The sequence below is a fragment of the Rhodoferax sp. RT4P68 genome (genome assembly GCF_056521305.1).
In genome coordinates, this window is the sequence record NZ_JBWMBB010000008.1 from 81,840 (window position 1) to 97,960 (window position 16,121).

General features: G+C 67.9%; 15 protein-coding genes. 6 read left to right on the forward strand and 9 right to left on the reverse strand.

Translation table 11 applies throughout. From position 1 onward, the window contains the following. Window positions 1–60 precede the first annotated feature (60 nt). From AC099J_RS17945 to AC099J_RS17955, 3 genes are all read left to right on the forward strand, one after another. On the forward strand, window positions 61–2,883 hold the full coding sequence (locus AC099J_RS17945) for a caspase family protein (protein WP_479616644.1): 2,823 nt from the start codon (window positions 61–63) through the stop codon (window positions 2,881–2,883). Then, complete coding sequence (locus AC099J_RS17950; RefSeq protein ID WP_479616645.1) at window positions 2,858–4,810, forward strand: hypothetical protein; 1,953 nt, start codon at window positions 2,858–2,860, stop codon at window positions 4,808–4,810. Before AC099J_RS17945 ends, AC099J_RS17950 begins: the two co-directional genes overlap by 26 nt. A gap of 103 nt (window positions 4,811–4,913) precedes the next feature. After that, entirely contained in the window at window positions 4,914–6,128 is a 1,215-nt protein-coding gene (locus AC099J_RS17955; RefSeq protein WP_479616646.1) for an MFS transporter, read from the forward strand. A gap of 4 nt (window positions 6,129–6,132) precedes the next feature. On the opposite strand, the gene AC099J_RS17960 is transcribed toward AC099J_RS17955, so the two are convergent. The 6 genes from AC099J_RS17960 to AC099J_RS17985 are packed head-to-tail and all read right to left on the reverse strand — an operon-like array spanning window position 6,133 to window position 9,982. Then, window positions 6,133–6,642: a dihydrofolate reductase gene (locus AC099J_RS17960; protein ID WP_479616647.1), complete on the reverse strand. Its 510-nt coding sequence runs from the start codon at window positions 6,640–6,642 to the stop codon at window positions 6,133–6,135. Window position 6,643: 1 nt separating this feature from the next. Then, window positions 6,644–7,456 (reverse strand): thymidylate synthase, encoded by an 813-nt coding sequence (locus AC099J_RS17965; RefSeq protein WP_479616648.1) that lies wholly within the window; start codon window positions 7,454–7,456, stop codon window positions 6,644–6,646. Window positions 7,457–7,468: 12 nt separating this feature from the next. Next, on the reverse strand, window positions 7,469–7,783 hold the full coding sequence (locus tag AC099J_RS17970) for a CcdB family protein (protein ID WP_479616649.1): 315 nt from the start codon (window positions 7,781–7,783) through the stop codon (window positions 7,469–7,471). Between the two features lies 1 nt (window position 7,784). After that, window positions 7,785–8,078, reverse strand: a complete 294-nt coding sequence (locus tag AC099J_RS17975) for a type II toxin-antitoxin system CcdA family antitoxin (protein WP_479616650.1) — start codon at window positions 8,076–8,078, stop codon at window positions 7,785–7,787. Between the two features lie 47 nt (window positions 8,079–8,125). Next, window positions 8,126–9,559, reverse strand: a complete 1,434-nt coding sequence (locus AC099J_RS17980; RefSeq protein ID WP_479616651.1) for an FAD-binding oxidoreductase — start codon at window positions 9,557–9,559, stop codon at window positions 8,126–8,128. A 12-nt stretch (window positions 9,560–9,571) separates the two neighbouring features. Beyond that, complete coding sequence (locus AC099J_RS17985; protein ID WP_479616652.1) at window positions 9,572–9,982, reverse strand: DUF2069 domain-containing protein; 411 nt, start codon at window positions 9,980–9,982, stop codon at window positions 9,572–9,574. A gap of 20 nt (window positions 9,983–10,002) precedes the next feature. Here AC099J_RS17985 and AC099J_RS17990 point away from each other — a divergent pair, with 20 nt between their 5' ends. Further along, window positions 10,003–11,238 (forward strand): YihY family inner membrane protein, encoded by a 1,236-nt coding sequence (locus tag AC099J_RS17990; RefSeq protein ID WP_479616653.1) that lies wholly within the window; start codon window positions 10,003–10,005, stop codon window positions 11,236–11,238. Window positions 11,239–11,260: 22 nt separating this feature from the next. Here AC099J_RS17990 and AC099J_RS17995 read toward each other — a convergent pair whose 3' ends face one another. Further along, the gene (locus tag AC099J_RS17995; protein WP_479616654.1) at window positions 11,261–12,079 is read right to left on the reverse strand and encodes an alpha/beta fold hydrolase; all 819 of its coding nucleotides are present in this window, start codon (window positions 12,077–12,079) and stop codon (window positions 11,261–11,263) included. Then, window positions 12,076–13,398, reverse strand: a complete 1,323-nt coding sequence (locus tag AC099J_RS18000; protein WP_479616655.1) for an O-acetylhomoserine aminocarboxypropyltransferase — start codon at window positions 13,396–13,398, stop codon at window positions 12,076–12,078. The genes AC099J_RS17995 and AC099J_RS18000 overlap by 4 nt, the downstream gene beginning before the upstream one ends. A 98-nt stretch (window positions 13,399–13,496) precedes the next feature. On the opposite strand from AC099J_RS18000, the gene AC099J_RS18005 reads away from it, so the two are divergent. Beyond that, window positions 13,497–13,952: a CBS domain-containing protein gene (locus AC099J_RS18005; RefSeq protein ID WP_479616656.1), complete on the forward strand. Its 456-nt coding sequence runs from the start codon at window positions 13,497–13,499 to the stop codon at window positions 13,950–13,952. Window positions 13,953–14,008: 56 nt separating this feature from the next. On the opposite strand, the gene AC099J_RS18010 is transcribed toward AC099J_RS18005, so the two are convergent. Next, window positions 14,009–15,229, reverse strand: a complete 1,221-nt coding sequence (locus AC099J_RS18010) for a polyhydroxyalkanoate depolymerase (RefSeq protein WP_479616842.1) — start codon at window positions 15,227–15,229, stop codon at window positions 14,009–14,011. Window positions 15,230–15,354: 125 nt separating this feature from the next. Between AC099J_RS18010 and AC099J_RS18015 the strand changes: the two genes are divergently transcribed. Further along, window positions 15,355–16,020 (forward strand): glutathione S-transferase, encoded by a 666-nt coding sequence (locus AC099J_RS18015; RefSeq protein ID WP_479616657.1) that lies wholly within the window; start codon window positions 15,355–15,357, stop codon window positions 16,018–16,020. Window positions 16,021–16,121 lie beyond the last annotated feature (101 nt).

Sequence of the window (16,121 nt, forward strand, 5' to 3'; positions counted from 1 at the left end):
AGCGTTCCCGCCGAAAGCGGGACGATGCGCTGCGCCGACCCCGGCCCAGGAGACCCGCTCATGCCCGCACCGTTCCAGCGTTTGACCATCGACCAGTTCGCCAGCGTTCTGCAGGCGTTCGCCTTTCGCCGTCGCATCACCAACGTGCACATGCACCACACCTGGCGGCCCAACCACGCGATGTGGAAGAGTCACGATTCCATGGTGGGCATGTGGCGATTTCACACCCAGGACCGCGGCTTTTCCGACATCGCGCAGCACCTGACGATCGACCCCCAAGGCTTCGTGTGGACAGGGCGTAACTGGAACGATGCGCCAGCCAGCGCGATTGGCCACAACGGCAACGGCGTGTCTGGGGCCTTCATGTTCGAGACGGTGGGCGATTTCGACACCGGGCGCGACCAGCTGCAGGGCGCCCAGCGCCGCACCGTGCTGGACGTCATCGCGCTGGTGCAGGCCAGGTTCGGCCTGCCGGCGGAGAACCTGGCCTTTCACAACCAGATGGCGGCCAAGAGCTGCCCTGGCACCGGCATCGACTACGACACCTTTCTCGCCGAGCTGAGAGCGCATCGCACGGCCATGCACGCGGCGGGTGCGCGTGGCCGTGGTGGGGCGCGGGGAGCCGCGCAGCCGCAGTGGCCGGATGCGGCGCGGGCTGACCACGCGCTGGTGCAACGCACCCTGCGCTTGATCGAACCCGGCCCGGCGGGCGCCCGCAGTGCCGCCAGCGATACGCCGATGGAAGAGCTGGACTACCAGCACGCCGACGTGGCTGCGATGCTCGGCGCTGGGCGCGACGGTGCACGCGGCGGCGCCGGCGGCGATGCGCCCACACCGGAGCAGATCGACGCGCTGCGCCCGTATGTACTGAACCTGCGCATGGGCCGGTTCTCGTCCAGCGGGTTGATGACCAGTCGGCCGGAAGATGTCGACATGATCATCCACGAGCACCTGCGCCCGGCGGCGGCCGCTGCCGCAGCGCAGAACCGCAGGTTGCAGGTTGTGCTGTATGCGCATGGCGGGCTGGTGAAGGAATCGGCCGGGCTCGCCACGGCCCAGAACCAGGTCGGCTGGTGGCTTGCCAATGGCATCTATCCGATCCACTTCGTCTGGGAGACCGGCCTGTTCGAGACCATCAAGAGCCTCTTGGAACGGGCCCGATCGCCGTTGCGCCAGCGAGGGTTTGGCGAGAAGTTCAACGACTACGTGAGCGACCCGTTGATCGAGAAGACCGTGCGCGCTTTGCAGGCCGAGCGTATCTGGGGCGGCATGAAGGCTTCTGCGCAGCTGGCCAGTGCCGAAGACGGTGCAGCTCGCCACTTGCTGATCGCGCTCGGCCGCTTCATCGCCGAGGGCGCGCAGGTCGATCTTCACGCGGTCGGCCACAGCGCAGGGGCGATTTTTCATACGCATCTGGTGCGTGCCGCACGTGCGCTCGGCCTGCCCTCGTTCGCCACGCTGCAGCTGATGGCGCCAGCGGTGCGCGTGGATGCGTTTGCCAGCCTGGCCGCGCCCTTGCTCGGCGCCGGCAACGGGGTCGACGCGCTGACCGTCTTCACCATGCGGCGTGATTTCGAGCGTGCCGACAACTGCGCGCGGATCTACCAGAAGTCTCTGCTCTACCTCGTCAGCGAGGCCTGCGAACCCCGCTCTGGCACGCGCCTGCTGGGACTGGAGGATTCGCTGCGCGCGGACCCCGCGATGCGCGCACTGTTCGGGCTCGGCCAGGCGGGCAGCGGGCACGCCGATCTGGTCTGGTCCAAGAGCTCAGAGCTCGATGGGCGCAGCGCCAGCCGGGCGGTGCGGCACGGCGACTTCGACAACGATCCGCCGACGATGAACTCGGTGGCGCGCCGCGTGCTCGGGCTGAGCGATGCGGACCCTCTGCGGGAGAGCTTTCCGGACGATGCTCGGCGCGGAGGGCCGGACACCTGGGCAGACACGGTCGACTGGCCGCCGGAGTGGGATGCGGCCGCTGGCAACACGCCACCCCCGCCAGCACCACCGCCACCGCCACCAACATCGCAGTCACCGTTGGCCAGCCCGGCTGCGCAGGGCAGCGGCCGGCGGCGCGCGCTGTGCGTAGGCATTGATAACTATGCCCTGGACAAAGACAAGCTTTACGGCTGCATCAACGACGCGGCACTGTGGAAAATGACCTTGGAGCGGCTCGGCTTCACCGTGGAGCCCTTGATCGACCCGACGCGCGCCGCCTTGGTCGGCAAGCTGGAACAGTTGATCGACAGCGCGCGGGCGGGCGACGAGATCGTGTTCCAGTACGCCGGCCACGGCATGCAGATCCGCGACCTCAACCGTGACGAGGCGACCAGCGATAGCCCCAGCTTCGACGAGGCTTTGTGCCCGATCGACTACGCAAGCGGTGCGGTGCTGCTCGACGACGACCTGGGCGCGCTGTGTGACCGGCTGGTCGCCGGCGCCCGGCTCACGATCTTTGCGGACTGCTGCAGCTCCGGCACCATCTCGCGCGCTCTCATGCAGGCGTCACCGCGCAATGCGCGCCATGCGGGCAACGTGGGCGGTGCGGGCATTGCGCGCAAACGTGAGATCGCGCCGACGCCAGAGGTCACGGCGGCCATCCGCGCCATGCGTGCGCGCAATGGCGTCCAACTGCCGGCGCCACGCGTGGCCAAGATGGAACTGTTGTTCAGCGCCTGCACGTCCAAGGAGTTTGCTTGGGAGAGCGATGGCCATGGCGAGTTCACACTGCGCGCGACGCGCCTGCTGGCCGCTGGAGCGCTGCCGGAGACGGCGCGTGCGCTGCACCAGCAGGTCGTCGACGCTTTCGGCAACGGCGCGCGCCAGCACCCGCAGATCGAAGGGCCGATCGAGCGGCTGAATGCGCCGCTGTTCGGTGGGGCCTGAGGTGGCCACGTCAGCGCACGGCACGCCGCCGCCAGAGGAACTGCCGGTTCAGTTCCTGGTACACGACCGTCTGCGCCACCCGGTCGCGCAGACGGCCGAGCGCCGCGCCGGCGACCCGCCCTACCGGCGCCTGCGCGTCTTCACCAGTGATCCGGTGGCCAAGCGCTTCGAGGGCCGCTCGGCCGTGGCGCATGTCGACTACGAGCCGCTAACCTTGGAGCCGGCCGATGTGCATGCCGGCTCGCAAAGCCTGTGCGGGCGCATCTTCGAGGTCTGCATGCTCGATGCCGAGGGCGTCGCGCTCGACCCGCCGCACCTCGACGACGCCAGCCAGCTGCTGCAGGACGGGTATGCACCGTCGGAATCGAACCCGCGCTTTCACGCGCAGATGGTCTATGCGGTGGCCAGCCAGGTGCACGCCGCTTTCCGCTTCGCGCTGGGGCGCGAGCCGGGCTGGTCGTTTGGCCGCTCCGGTGCCGCGCCGGCCCGGTTGCGCATGTTTCCGCTGGGCACCGGCGAGCGCAATGCCTGGTATGACGCTGCGCGCGGCGAACTGCGGTTCGGCTACTTCGTAACAGAACGTGCGGGCTGGGTGTTCACGGCGCTCTCGCACGACATCGTGGCCCATGAGATCGCCCACGCGCTGCTGGACAGCCAGCGCCCGCGCTTCATGGAGCCGACCTCCCACGATGTGCCCGGCTTCCACGAAGGCTTTGCCGATCTGGTCGCCCTGTTCCAGCACTTTCAGTATCCGCATGCGCTACGCGACGCATTGCAGGCTTCCAGGTCGGTCGTGGTGCGGCGCGATGACAACGAGACCGCGACCGATTGGCTGTGCTGCATCGCGCGGCAGTTCGGCCAGACGGGAGACCGCGACGCCCTGCGCCGGGCGGACGGCCGACCCGGCCGCCGGCCTGAAAGTCAGGAGCCCACCGGCATCTACCGGCACGACCTGGAAGAGCACGACATGGGCGAGGTGCTGCTGGCGGCGGTGTTCGACGCGTTCGACACGGTGTACCGGCGCCGCACCGCGCGGTTGCGAAGGTTGGCAACCTCGGGCAGCGGCGTGCTGCCGCTGGGCAGCCTGGCGCCGGACTTGCTGGACGCGCTGGCCGAAGAGGCGGCGTTGCTGGCCCGCCAGTTCACCGCCATCGTGGTGCGGGCAATCGACTACTGCCCGCCGGCCGACATCAAGTTGGGCGAGTTTCTGCGCGCCATGATCACCGCCGACACGGAGCTGCGCCCCGATGACCCCTGGGCCATCCGCGAGGCGCTGATCGATGCCTTTCGGGTGCGCGAGATCGTGCCCACCCATGTCATCAGCCTGTCCGAAGATGCGCTGGTGTGGGCGCCACCGCGGCGTGCGCTGCCGCCGGCAGAGGGCCTGAGCTTCGCCCGCACGCAGTTCGCCGGCGCCCCGGGCCGCCCGCTGCCGGTGGACGAGCGCCTGCGGCAGGCGAAGGCGCTGGGCGAATGGCTGACGCTTCCCGGTGTCGCACGGGAGTGCGGGCTGGCGACACCCGAGCAGGCCGTGCCATCAGGTGAGCGGGTCACGTTTGCGCTGCCGTGCATCGACGCGATCGAGGTAACGCGGCGCGTGGCCCCCAACGGCGACGTGCTGTTCGAGACGGTAGCGGTGGTGACGCAGACCGTCAGCGTTGCGGCGCGCGACGCTCTTCCAGGCTTCGGCTTCGTCGGCGGCGGCACGCTGTTGTTTGCGCCGGACGGTACGCTGCGGCTAGCGATCACGAAGAACGTACTGGGCGAAGACCGCATTGCACGGCGGCGCGCGTTCATCACTGGGAAATCGGCGGTCGCCGGGCGTTACTGGGAGGAGCGCGACGGTGCCATGGTGCTGAAGGCGAACTGGAGCCGATCCATGTGCGAGCACGCGACGGCGCAGCCGGCCGGCTCCGGCCCGGCCTGACGAAGGGCTGCGGCGCGCAGTCCTGCGTCGTGCAGGGGTCGTCGTCGAGCGGTGCGCGTGGGTAGGATGCGGCCTCGCCCGGCCCTCCTTCTGCGCAGCCCCCATGTCCCCAACCATCTCCTCGCGCGGCCTGCGCGCCCTGGTCTTCGCGTTCTCGCTGAGCCAGTTCTTCCGTTCCTGCCTGGCCGTGATGGCGCCTGAGCTGCAGCACGACCTGGCGCTGTCGCCGGCCGACTTCGGGCTGCTGTCGTCGTGTTTCTTCCTGGCTTTCGCCGTGGCGCAGATCCCCGTGGGCATTGCGTTCGACCGGCATGGCGTGGGCGCGCCGACGCGTTGGCTGCTGGCCGTGGGCGTGGTCTCGGCCGTGCTCTTCGCGCTGGCGCCGAATGGGCCCACGGCCATGCTGGCGCAGGTCGGCCTGGGCCTGGCCTGCGCGCCGGTGTTCATGGGGCTGATGCACTACGCGGCCGAGAACCTGCCGCCAGACCGGCACGTTCCCTTCATGGGCCGCTCCAACGCCATCGGCATGTTGGGCGCACTGTGCGCCACCTGGCCGCTGGGCTGGGTGGCGCACCAGCTGGGCTGGCGCGTGGCCATCGGCGTGGCCGCGCTGTGCATGCTGGCGGCCTGTGTCGGCGTGTGGCGTTATGTGCGCGATGCCGGCCATGCCGAGGCGCGGCGCGAGGCGCCCACGGCCATGCTGGCGGCCAGTGCGCGCTTGCTGGCGGTGCCGGCGCTGTGGACGCTGATTCCGATGTGCGTGGGCATGGCGGCGGGCACCACGTTTCGCAACGCCTGGGGTGGGCCGTACTTCTCGTCCGTGTTCGGGCTGGACGCCGATGCGCGCGGCCTGGCGCTGACAGGCATCACGTTGGGCAGCTTCGCCACGGCGCTGCTGCTGCCGCGCCTGGTGCGCCGCAGTTCGCTGCGGGCCACGGTGATCGGGGTGTCGGTGGCATCGGGCAGCGCAGCGCTGGTGCTGGCGGGGTGGCCTGGGGGAGAGGTGCTGTCGCATGTCGTGATGCTGACGCTGGTGGTCATCATCGGCATGCTGCACCCGCTGGTCATGACGCATGGCCGCCAGCTGCTGGCACCGGCCGTGCGCGGGCGCGGCCTGGGGCTGCTGAACAGCTTTGTGTTTCTGGGCTCGGCGTTTGCCGCCTGGGCGTTCGGCCAGATCGCCGATGCCGGGCAGCGGGCCGGCTGGTCGCCGGGCAGCACGTGGACCGCCATCTTCGGCAGTGCCGCGGCGCTGGTACTGCTCGGGCTGCTGCCCTATCTGCTGAGCCCGCGCGACGCGACCACCGCGCAGCGTTGAGCGATCAGGGCGCGCTCGCGGGCACGGTCGTGTTGCGCAAGGTCACGAAGCTGAACGCCAAGCCGTTGCTGGAGACATGGCGCTCGCGCGCCGTTTCTTGCCAGCCGGCATCGAACACCGGCGCAAACACGTCGCCCTCGAAATCGGCCTCGAGCTCGGTCACCACGGCCGTGCTGGCCAGCGGCATCGCCTGGGCGAAAAGCTCGGCGCCGCCGATGACCCACACTTGGGCTTGCGCCGGGCACAGGCCCAGCGCCTCGTCCACCGACGCCGCGCGCAGCGCGCCATCGGCCTGCCAGGCGGGCTGGCGCGTCAGCACGATGTTCAAACGGCCCGGCAGCGGGCGGAACCTGGGCGGCAGCGATTCCCAGGTGTTGCGGCCCATCAGCACCGGGCAGCCCATCGTGGTGGCCTTGAAGTGCGCCAGGTCTTCCGGCAGCCGCCAGGGCAGGGCGTTGGCCTTGCCGATCACGCCGTTGGCGGCGCGCGCGAGGATCAGGTGCAGCGTGGTCATGTCAAATGGCGACCGGCGCCTTGATGGCGGCGTGGTGCTGGTAGTCCACGACTTCGAAGTCTTCGAACTGGTAGTCGAAGATCGAATCGGGTCGGCGCTTGATGTGGAGCGTCGGGTAAGGGTAGGGCGTGCGGCTCAGCTGCAGTTCCACCTGTTCGCGGTGGTTGCTGTAGATGTGGCAGTCGCCACCGGTCCAGATGAAGTCGCCCACCTGCAGGTTGCACTGCTGCGCCAGCATGTGGGTGAGCAGCGCGTAGCTGGCGATGTTGAAGGGCACGCCCAAGAAGATATCTGCGCTGCGCTGGTAGAGCTGGCAACTCAGCTTGCCGTCTGCGACGTAGAACTGGAAGAACGCGTGGCACGGCATCAGCGCCATCTTCGAAAGATCGGCCACGTTCCATGCGCTCACGATGATGCGGCGTGAATCGGGGTTGCTCTTGAGTTGCTTGACCACTTCGGCGATCTGGTCGATGTGGCCGCCGTCCGGCGTGGGCCACGACCGCCACTGCACACCATAGACGGGCCCCAGGTCGCCATCGGCCTTGGCCCATTCGTCCCAGATGCTGACGCCGCGCTCCTTGAGCCAGTTGTTGTTGGACGAGCCGGTCAGGAACCACAGCAGTTCCTGGATGATGGATTTCAGGTGCACCTTTTTCGTGGTGACCAGCGGGAAGCCTTCGGTGAGATCGAAGCGCATCTGGTGGCCGAACACGCTGGTGGTGCCCGTGCCGGTGCGGTCGGTCTTGGCCACGCCGTGCTGGTGCACGTGGCGCATGAAATCTTCGTATTGGGAGCGGGTGGGGCGGGCGGTCATGTTGGTGTGGATTCAGTAGGCGCCGAAGACAGCGTCCAGCGCGTACTGGATCTCGTGTTGCTGTGGCTTCAGGCTCGCCACGGGCGTGCGCAGCCACTCGCGCGGGAAGGTCGCCATCGTCGGCGTGTCGAGCACGACCTCTCGTGCGTTGACGGTGAAGGCGGGATGGATGCGCTCCAGGCGGCGTCCATGGACGCGGGCATCCCGCAGCGGAATCACGATCCGCGTCTCGACGCCGTTCAGATGGTCATTCTGCACGTCGAGCACGAACGGCGTGTGCTTGTGCTCCGACTTTTCCGGATTGGCGTAGACATCGAACCGGGCCATCTCAAGCGGCCTTCTTCTTGCCGGCATCTTCCTGGCTGCCATCGCCCAGCCCGCGTGCAAACGTGCGGTACTGGGCTCCCCAGATGCCGTCACGGCGGATGCGGGCGTTGTAGTCGTCGATGGCGTCCTGGTTGCGCTCCTGCCAGCCTTCCCAGTAACGGCGCTCGACCTCCTTGGCCAGCAGGGCGTCAACGGTCTCCGAGACATTCATGCCCAACTCGCGGGCCATCTCCAGCACCTTGCTGTTCAAGGACAGGTTGGTGGCCTTCTTCGGGGATTTGTCGAAACGCGCCATGGCGGCTCCTGCGCAACAAGTATGCGCAGATTTTAAGCGCATGAAGTTCAGACCTCCAGCACCCGCCCTGGATTCATCAGGTTCTGCGGGTCCAGCGCGCCCTTGATCGAGCGCATCAGCTGCATGGCCACCGGCGACTTGTAGTGCGGCAGCTTGGCCTGCTTCAGGCTGCCCACGCCGTGCTCGGCCGAGATCGAACCGTCGAACGCGTGGACCGAGTCGAACACCACGGTGTTGACGTGCTCTTCTTGCTCGCGCAGGAACGCATGTGCATCGCCGCCCAGCGGCGCCTGCACGTTGTAGTGCAGGTTGCCATCGCCCAGGTGGCCGAAGTTGACCATGCGCACGCCGGGGATCTTCTCGGCCAGCAGCTGGTCGGTCACGCGCACGAACTCGGGAATGCGTGAGACTGGCACCGAGATGTCGTGCTTGATGTTCAGCCCTTCTTCGACCTGGGCCAGCGGAATGCTTTCGCGGATGTGCCAGAGCTGGTGGGCCTGCGTGAGGTTCTCTGCGACCACGGCATCGGTCACACAGCCGTCTTCGAAGGCTTTCTCCAGCAGCGCCTCGAAGCGCGCGCGGGCGTGCTCTTCCGATTCGTCGTCCGAGTTCTCCAGCAGCACGCACCAGGGCGTCTCGTCCGGCGCCTCGGGCGCGCCGGTGATGAAGGGCACGCGCTGCTGCGGGAAGTGCCGCGCCACCAGGCTCAGTGCGAAGCGGCCCATGACTTCGAAGCCCGTCAACCCCGCGCCCAGGCTGCGGTGGGCCATGCCCAGCAGCTGCACGGCGTGGTCCATCGACGGCACGGCCGCCCAGGCCGTCAGCCGCGCCGCCGGCAGCGGGTACAGCTTGATCGTGGCCGCGGTGATGACACCCAGCGTGCCTTCACTGCCGATGAACAGGTCGCGCAGGTCGTAACCGGTGTTGTCTTTGCGAAGGCCCGTGAGGCCTTGCCAGATCTCGCCCTGGGCCGTGACCACCTCCAGGCCCAGGCACAGCTCGCGCGCGTTGCCGTAGCGCACGACCTGCGTGCCGCCGGCGTTGGTCGACAGGTTGCCGCCGATGGTGCAGCTGCCCTCGGCCGCCAGGCTCAGCGGGAACAGGAAGCCTTCCTTCTCGGCCGTCTCCTGCAGCGACTGCAGGATGCAGCCGGCCTCCACCGTCATCGTGAGGTTGGCCGGGTCCAGCGCGCGCACGGCGTTCATGCGGGTCAGCGCCAGCACGATCTGCGTGCCGCTCTCATCCGGCGTAGAGCCGCACACCAGGCCGGTGTTGCCGCCCTGCGGAACCAGGCTGGTGCCGGCCGCGGCGCAGGCCTTGACGACGGCCGCCACCTCCTGCGTGCTGGCGGGCCGCACCACAGCCAAAGACTTGCCGCGCGAGCGCTTGCGCCAGTCCTGCTCCCAGGCCGATAGATCGCCTTCGGTCAGTACATGCGCAGCGCCGACGGTGGTGCGCAGGGAATCGAGCAAATCGGTCATGTCGTCCATCCTTCAGGCGCCCGTCGCGGCAGCGGCCGCGCGGACATTGCGAAAACGCAGGCGCACATGCAGCGCGCAGGCGGTGAACAGCAGCAGGCACAGCAGCACTTCCGCCATTGCGCACCAGCGGCTGGCGGGCACGGCATCGCCAAAAGCGCGTACCGCGCCCTCGGTGAAGTACAGCCAGATCAAGAGGCTGAGCCAGCGGTAGGTGTACATGCGGTTCTTCAGCAGCCCGGCCAGTGGCAGGCACAGCGGCAGCACTTTGAGGGCCAGCCACGAGCCGCCCGGGCGCAGCGGCGCCAGCCACAGCTCCCAGGCCAGACCGAGCGCGATCAGGCCCAGCAGGCTGGCCACCGCGAGCGTGCGCGTCCACTGGACGGCGGGCCCAGAGGGCTCTGGCAGGGGGGAGGGGGGTGTCATGGCGGTGGCATCATACGGTCATGCTCTCCGTCACCCGCCGGCTGCCGCCGCGCCTGTTGGCGCTGCTGCAGCGACTGGCGCAGTTCCCCTGGCGCAACACTGGCCACACGCTGCGCGAACGCTTCCGCGAAGACCAGTTGGCGCTGACCGCCAGCAGTCTGACTTTCACCACCACGCTGGCGCTGGTGCCGCTGTTCACGGTGGCCCTTGCGGTCTTCACCGTGTTCCCGATGTTCAACACCGTGCAGGGCGGGCTGCAGCGCTGGCTGATCCAAAGCCTGGTGCCCGACAGTATCGCGCGCCAGGTGCTGGGTTACCTCACGCAGTTCGCCAGCCAGGCCAGCCGCCTGGGGGCTGCCGGCCTGGCGGTGGTGCTGGCCACCGCGCTGGCCCTGGTGCTGACGATCGACCACACGCTGAACCGCATCTGGCGCGTGCGGCGCGCGCGGCCATTGGGCCAGCGCGTGCTGATCTACTGGGCCCTGATCACGCTGGGGCCGCTGGCGCTGGGGGCCAGCCTGGCGCTGACGTCGTACGCCATTTCGTCATCGCGCGGCGTGGTCGAGGCCCTGCCCGGCGGTGTGCGGCTGCTGCTCGATGTGGTGGAGTTCATGCTGCTGTCCGGTGGCATGGCCAGCGTGTACCGGCATGTGCCCAACACGCACGTGAAATGGGGCCACGCGCTCGTGGGCGGGGTGTTCGTGGCGGTCGGCATCGAGCTGGCCAAGCGCCTGCTCAGCCTGTACCTGGCCTCGGTGCCCATGTACTCGGCGATGTACGGCGCCTTTGCCACCGCGCCCATCTTGCTGGTGTGGATCTACCTGGCCTGGGTGATCGTGCTACTGGGCGCCGTGACGGTTGCCTACCTGCCCAGCCTGCTCGAAGGTGTGGCCCGGCCTGCCAGCGCGCATGGCTGGCACTTCCATCTGGCGATCGAGGTGCTGCAGAACCTGCACGGAGCGCGGCGAGAGGCCTTGCACGGCCTGGGCGGGGCCGAGCTTGGCCGGCGTCTGGGCACGGGCCCCTTGCAGTTGGAACCGGTGCTGGACGCGCTGGTCGCGCTGGACTGGATCGCCCGGCTCGACGAGGCAGCCCAGCCCGTCACCACCGAAGCGCGTTACGTGCTGCTGGCCGACCCGGATGAGACGCTGCTCGCGCCCTTGCTGGAGCGCCTGCTGGTCGACCGTGGCGCGGCGCTGGCACCACTGTGGGAGCGCGGCCACTGGGACACGCTGCGGCTGCGCGACGCGCTGTAGGCGGCCCTGCCGGGAGGCGCGCTCAGCCGCGCAGGAAATCGCGGATCGCGAACAAGGTGGCGTCCGGCGTTTCGGTCATCTGGTGGTGGCCCACGGGCGGCTGCACCACCGTCACCTTCTGGCCGGCGGCGCGGGCCTTGGCGATCAAGCCCTGGGCGGCCTTGGGCGGTGTCATCTGGTCCTGCGCACCCAGCACGAACAGCACGGGGCAGGTGATCTGCGCAATCGCCACCTCGCCGCTCGCGTAGTCGTTGCAGGCTGCAAAGCCGCGGTGGAACACGTTGGCCGTCGCATTGCTGCGCAGCACGCGCCGGCCCAGCGCCATGCTGGCGCCATAGACCCAGGTGCCCGGCCCCAGGGACGAGGGCGGAGCCGCCAGCGTGGAGCGCGAGAAGACGTTGACCAACTTCAACGCGGCCTCGGGGTCGTGCTGCGAAGCTTCCAGCAGCGCCTGGGAGACCTTCATCGGAAATGCGGTGCCGACGAGGACGAGATGCGATACGCGCTCGCGCAGCCGGCTCGCGGCCTCGAGTGCGATCAGCGAGCCCCAGCTGTGGCCGACCAGCGCAGCTTGGTCGACGCCGGCCGCGTCCAGCAGGGCGCCGATGAACTCGGCGGCTTCTTCGACGGAAGAGGGCGCCTCGCCGGCGCTGCGGCAATGGCCCGGCAGATCGACCGCCAGCACGTTGAAGCCGTGGTGCGCAAGGTAGCGGCTCTGCAGAATCCACACGCTGTGGTCGTTCAGCACGCCGTGGATGAAGACGACCGTGGGCTTGGCCGCATCGAAGGCTTTGCCACCCGTGTAGCAGTAGGAGTCATGGCCGTTGACGACGAGGTTCATGCTGCCCTCCCCGTCGATTTTTCCGCCGCCTTCAACGCATTCTTCAGGTCGTCGATCAGGTCGTCCGCATCCTCCAGCCCGATCGACAGGCGGATCGTGCCCTGGCCGATGCCGCCTGCGGCCAGTGCCTCGTCGCTCATGCGGAAGTGCGTGGTGCTGGCCGGGTGGATCACCAGCGAACGGCAGTCACCCACATTGGCGAGGTGGCTGAAGATCTTCAGTGCCTCGATGAACTTGCGGCCCTGGTCGCGCGAGCCGCGGATGTCGAAGCTGAACACCGAACCCGCACCGCGCGGCAGCAGCTTGTTGGCCAGCGCATGGCTGGGGTGGCTTTCCAGCAGCGGATGTCCCACGCGCGACACGAAGGGCTGCGCCGCCAGAAACTCGACCACCTTGCGCGTGTTGGCCATGTGCCGCTCCATGCGCAGCGGCAGCGTCTCGATGCCCTGCAGGATCAGCCAGGCCGTGTGCGGGCTCATGCAAGCGCCGAAGTCGCGCAGCCCCTCGCGCCGCGCGCGCAGCAAGAAGGCGCCCACCGTGCTTTCTTCGGTGAACACCATGTTGTGAAAGCCGTCGTAGGCCGTTGCCAGCTCCGCGAAGCGGCCGCTCGCCGCATGGGAAGCTGCCCAGTCGAAGCTGCCACCGTCGACCAGCACGCCTCCGATCACCGTGCCGTGGCCCGAGAGAAACTTGGTGGCCGAGTGGTAGATGAGGTCGGCCCCCAGCTCGAACGGCTTGATGAGCCAGGGTGAGGTCAGCGTCGAATCGACCAACAGCGGCACGCCCGCCTCGTGCGCGATGGCCGACACGGTGGGGATGTCCAGCACGTCCAGGCCCGGGTTGCCGACGGTCTCGCCGAACAGCAGCCGCGTCGCAGGTGTGATGGCGTTGCGCCAGCCGTCGATGTCGCCGGGCTTGACGAAGGTCGTGTCGATGCCGAAGCGCCGCATCGTGTAGTGCAGCAGATTCTGCGAGCCGCCATACAGCGCGGTGCTGGCCACGATGTGCCCGCCCGCCCCCATCAGCGTGGCCACCGCCAGATGCAGCGCGGCCTGGCCGCTGGCCGTGGCGATGGCACCGATGCCGCCCTCGAGTGCGGCGACCCGCTGTTCGAGCACGGCATTCGTGGGGTTGCTGATGCGCGAATACACGTGGCCCGCGCGTTCAAGATTAAACAGCGAGGCCGCGTGGTCACTGGACTCGAACACGAACGAAGTCGTGAGGTGGATGGGCACGGCGCGTGCGCCGGTGACAGGGTCTGGTGCTGCGCCCGCATGCAGCGCCAGGGTGTCGAAGCCAGGGTCCGAATAGCCGGCCATGCGGGTCTCCTGCGAAGGCGAAAAGAGGCAGATGCGCGGCGATTGTGGGCTATATTCAATCAACGTTCCGCAGTGCGGATGGTCACGAGGAGAGTCCCATGAAAGTCGCCGATATCCTGCGCGTCAAAGGCAGCACGCTATACACCGTCACACCCGATGAACCCCTGTCGGTCGCGGTCTCCACGATGTCCGAGAAGGACCTGGGCTCGCTGGTGGTGATGGAGCACGGTGACCTGGTGGGCATGCTCACATTCCGCGAAGTCATCAAGACCGTGGTGAAGAACGGCGGCGCATTGGGCACGACGCTGGTGCGCACCGCGATGGATGATGCACCGTTGACATGCACGTCGGAGACCGAACTGGACGAAGTGCGCCGCATGATGCTGGACCGCCACGCCCGCTACATGCCCGTGATGGACAAGCGCATGCTGATGGGTGTGATCAGCTTCTACGACGTGGCCCGTGCCGTGGTGGACAGCCAGAACTTCGAGAACAAGATGCTCAAGGCCTACATCCGCGACTGGCCGGCGGAAGAAGACGCAGACAGGGGCTGAAGCGCTCCTTCGCCATCTTTTTTTGACGGGCCCGCCGCGGGCCCCGGCAGACGTCTTCAGTCCGCCATCGCGTAGATCATGTCGCGCACACGCGGATAAATCTCCTGGTTCCACTTGCGGCCACTGAAGACGCCATAGTGGCCCACACCGGTCTGCACGTGGTGGGTCTTGCGGAACGGGCGCACGCTGGTGCACAGGTCCTGCGCGGCCAGCGTCTGGCCCACCGAGCAGATGTCGTCTCGCTCACCTTCCACCGTCATCAGCGCTGTGCGCCGGATGGCCGCCGGGTTGACGACGCGGCTGCGGAAGGTGAGGGCGCCGCGTGGCAGGTCATAGGTCTGGAATACCTTCTCGACCGTCTCCAGGTAGAACTCCGCCGGCAGGTCGTTGACCGCCAGGTATTCGTCGTAGAACACGCGGATGGTCGTGGCTTTCTCGATATCGCCTTCGAGCAGGTGCTTGTACATGTCCTTGTATTGCTGCTTGTGCCGCTCCAGGTTCATGCTCAGGAAGGCCGCGAGCTGCACGAAGCCGGGGTACACGCGGCGCATGAAACCCGCGTGTGGCATGGGCACGTGGCTGATGAGGTTCTTCTCGAACCAGCCGATGGGCTTGCTGATGGCCAGCGTGTTGACCCCGGTGGGGTTGACGCGGCAGTCCACCGGGCCGGCCATCAGGGTGAGGCTGCGTGGCTGCGCCGGGTGGTCGTCCTCGGCCATCAGTGCCGCAGCGGCCAATGCGGCCACGCAGGGCTGGCACACGGCGATGACATGCGTGCTGGTACCCACGGCGGCGATGAACTCCATCATGTAAGCGATGTAGTCGTCCAGCGTGAACGCGCCGTGCTGGAGCGCCACATCGCGTGCGTTGTGCCAGTCGGTGATGTAGACGTCATGGTCCTGCAGCAGCGTGCGCGCGGTCTCGCGCAGCAGTGTCGCGAAGTGGCCCGACAACGGGGCGACCAGCAGCACACGCGGCTGTGCGGGCAGGTGGTCGGGCAGTTGCCGCTTGAAGTGCAGCAGGCTGCCGAAGGGCAGCTTCAGGCCGACCTCCTCGGTCACCGGCACGCGCTCGCCATTGATCTGGACGCTGTCGATGCCGTAGGCCGGCCGCGAGTGCGTGAGCCGCATGTGCGCCAACACCTGGCTGGCGGACGCGATCTTGCGCAGCGGACTGCGATCGGTGTCGTCGAGCCACAGCGCCGCCCCCAGCGACTGGGCGAGCAACCGCATCGGCGACATCAGGTCGGACTGAAACTGGTAGGCCTGGTAGAGCATGCGGGTGTTCGTGGACGGCTGGAATGCACGCATGCAGGCAAGTTGCGGGCCAGCATGTAACGTTGGCGTAACGCAGCGCGCTGGCACAGCCCTTGCACACAGGTGGCCCACTGGAGGCGATGACGATGAGCGCAGCGACCAAGGCCGTGTTGACGATCAGCAGCAAAAACTACGGTGCGTGGGCACTGCGGGGTTGGCTGATGACCAAGCTTTCCGGACTCGAGTTCACCGAGACCGTGGTCTCGCCCGACGATCCTGCGATGAAGGCAGAGATGCTGTTGCTGTCCTCGTCCATGCGGGTGCCCGCATTGGCGCACCACAAGATCAAGGTGTGGGACACCATGGCCATCGGCGAGTATTTGAACGAGATCAAGCCCAAGGCGGGCCTGCTGCCGGACGACCAGGCTGCGCGCGCGCACTGCCGCTCGATCTGTGGCGAGATGCATTCTGGCTTTTCGGCGCTGCGCTCGTCGCTGCCGATGAACATCAAGGGCCACTTTCCGGGGTTCAAGGTGTGGTCCCGCGCGCAGGCCGACATCGACCGCATTCTGGAGATCTGGGCCGAGTGCCTGGCCCTGTATGGTGGCCCCTTCCTGTTCGGCGAGCAGCCGTGCATGGCCGACGCGATGTACGCGCCGGTGGTGACGCGCTTTCTGACCTACGACGTGCCGCTGGAGCCCGAGTGCGTGGCCTATTGCGAACGCATCATGGCCTTGCCGCCGATGAAGGAGTGGGTCGCAGCGGCCAAGAAGGAGCCGGAAGAGATCGACGAGCTCGACGCAGAATTCTGAGCTACCCCCCGGCCGCTTCGCGGCTCCCCCCTTCTGCTGCGCGAAGGGGGGCACATCCAGCGGTCTGGCGGAGCCAGCCCCGCGGATGTTCTGGCGCATGG

Excerpts from the sequence above, each read along its gene's own strand:
- AC099J_RS17945 (WP_479616644.1), top strand. The coding sequence starts at position 61 with ATGCCCGCACCGTTCCAGCGTTTGACCATCGACCAGTTCGCCAGCGTT.
- AC099J_RS17950 (WP_479616645.1), top strand. The coding sequence starts at position 2,858 with ATGCGCCGCTGTTCGGTGGGGCCTGAGGTGGCCACGTCAGCGCACGGC.
- AC099J_RS17955 (WP_479616646.1), top strand. The coding sequence starts at position 4,914 with ATGTCCCCAACCATCTCCTCGCGCGGCCTGCGCGCCCTGGTCTTCGCG.
- AC099J_RS17960 (WP_479616647.1), bottom strand. The coding sequence starts at position 6,642 with ATGACCACGCTGCACCTGATCCTCGCGCGCGCCGCCAACGGCGTGATC.
- AC099J_RS17965 (WP_479616648.1), bottom strand. The coding sequence starts at position 7,456 with ATGACCGCCCGCCCCACCCGCTCCCAATACGAAGATTTCATGCGCCAC.
- AC099J_RS17970 (WP_479616649.1), bottom strand. The coding sequence starts at position 7,783 with ATGGCCCGGTTCGATGTCTACGCCAATCCGGAAAAGTCGGAGCACAAG.
- AC099J_RS17975 (WP_479616650.1), bottom strand. The coding sequence starts at position 8,078 with ATGGCGCGTTTCGACAAATCCCCGAAGAAGGCCACCAACCTGTCCTTG.
- AC099J_RS17980 (WP_479616651.1), bottom strand. The coding sequence starts at position 9,559 with ATGACCGATTTGCTCGATTCCCTGCGCACCACCGTCGGCGCTGCGCAT.
- AC099J_RS17985 (WP_479616652.1), bottom strand. The coding sequence starts at position 9,982 with ATGACACCCCCCTCCCCCCTGCCAGAGCCCTCTGGGCCCGCCGTCCAG.
- AC099J_RS17990 (WP_479616653.1), top strand. The coding sequence starts at position 10,003 with ATGCTCTCCGTCACCCGCCGGCTGCCGCCGCGCCTGTTGGCGCTGCTG.
- AC099J_RS17995 (WP_479616654.1), bottom strand. The coding sequence starts at position 12,079 with ATGAACCTCGTCGTCAACGGCCATGACTCCTACTGCTACACGGGTGGC.
- AC099J_RS18000 (WP_479616655.1), bottom strand. The coding sequence starts at position 13,398 with ATGGCCGGCTATTCGGACCCTGGCTTCGACACCCTGGCGCTGCATGCG.
- AC099J_RS18005 (WP_479616656.1), top strand. The coding sequence starts at position 13,497 with ATGAAAGTCGCCGATATCCTGCGCGTCAAAGGCAGCACGCTATACACC.
- AC099J_RS18010 (WP_479616842.1), bottom strand. The coding sequence starts at position 15,229 with ATGCTCTACCAGGCCTACCAGTTTCAGTCCGACCTGATGTCGCCGATG.
- AC099J_RS18015 (WP_479616657.1), top strand. The coding sequence starts at position 15,355 with ATGAGCGCAGCGACCAAGGCCGTGTTGACGATCAGCAGCAAAAACTAC.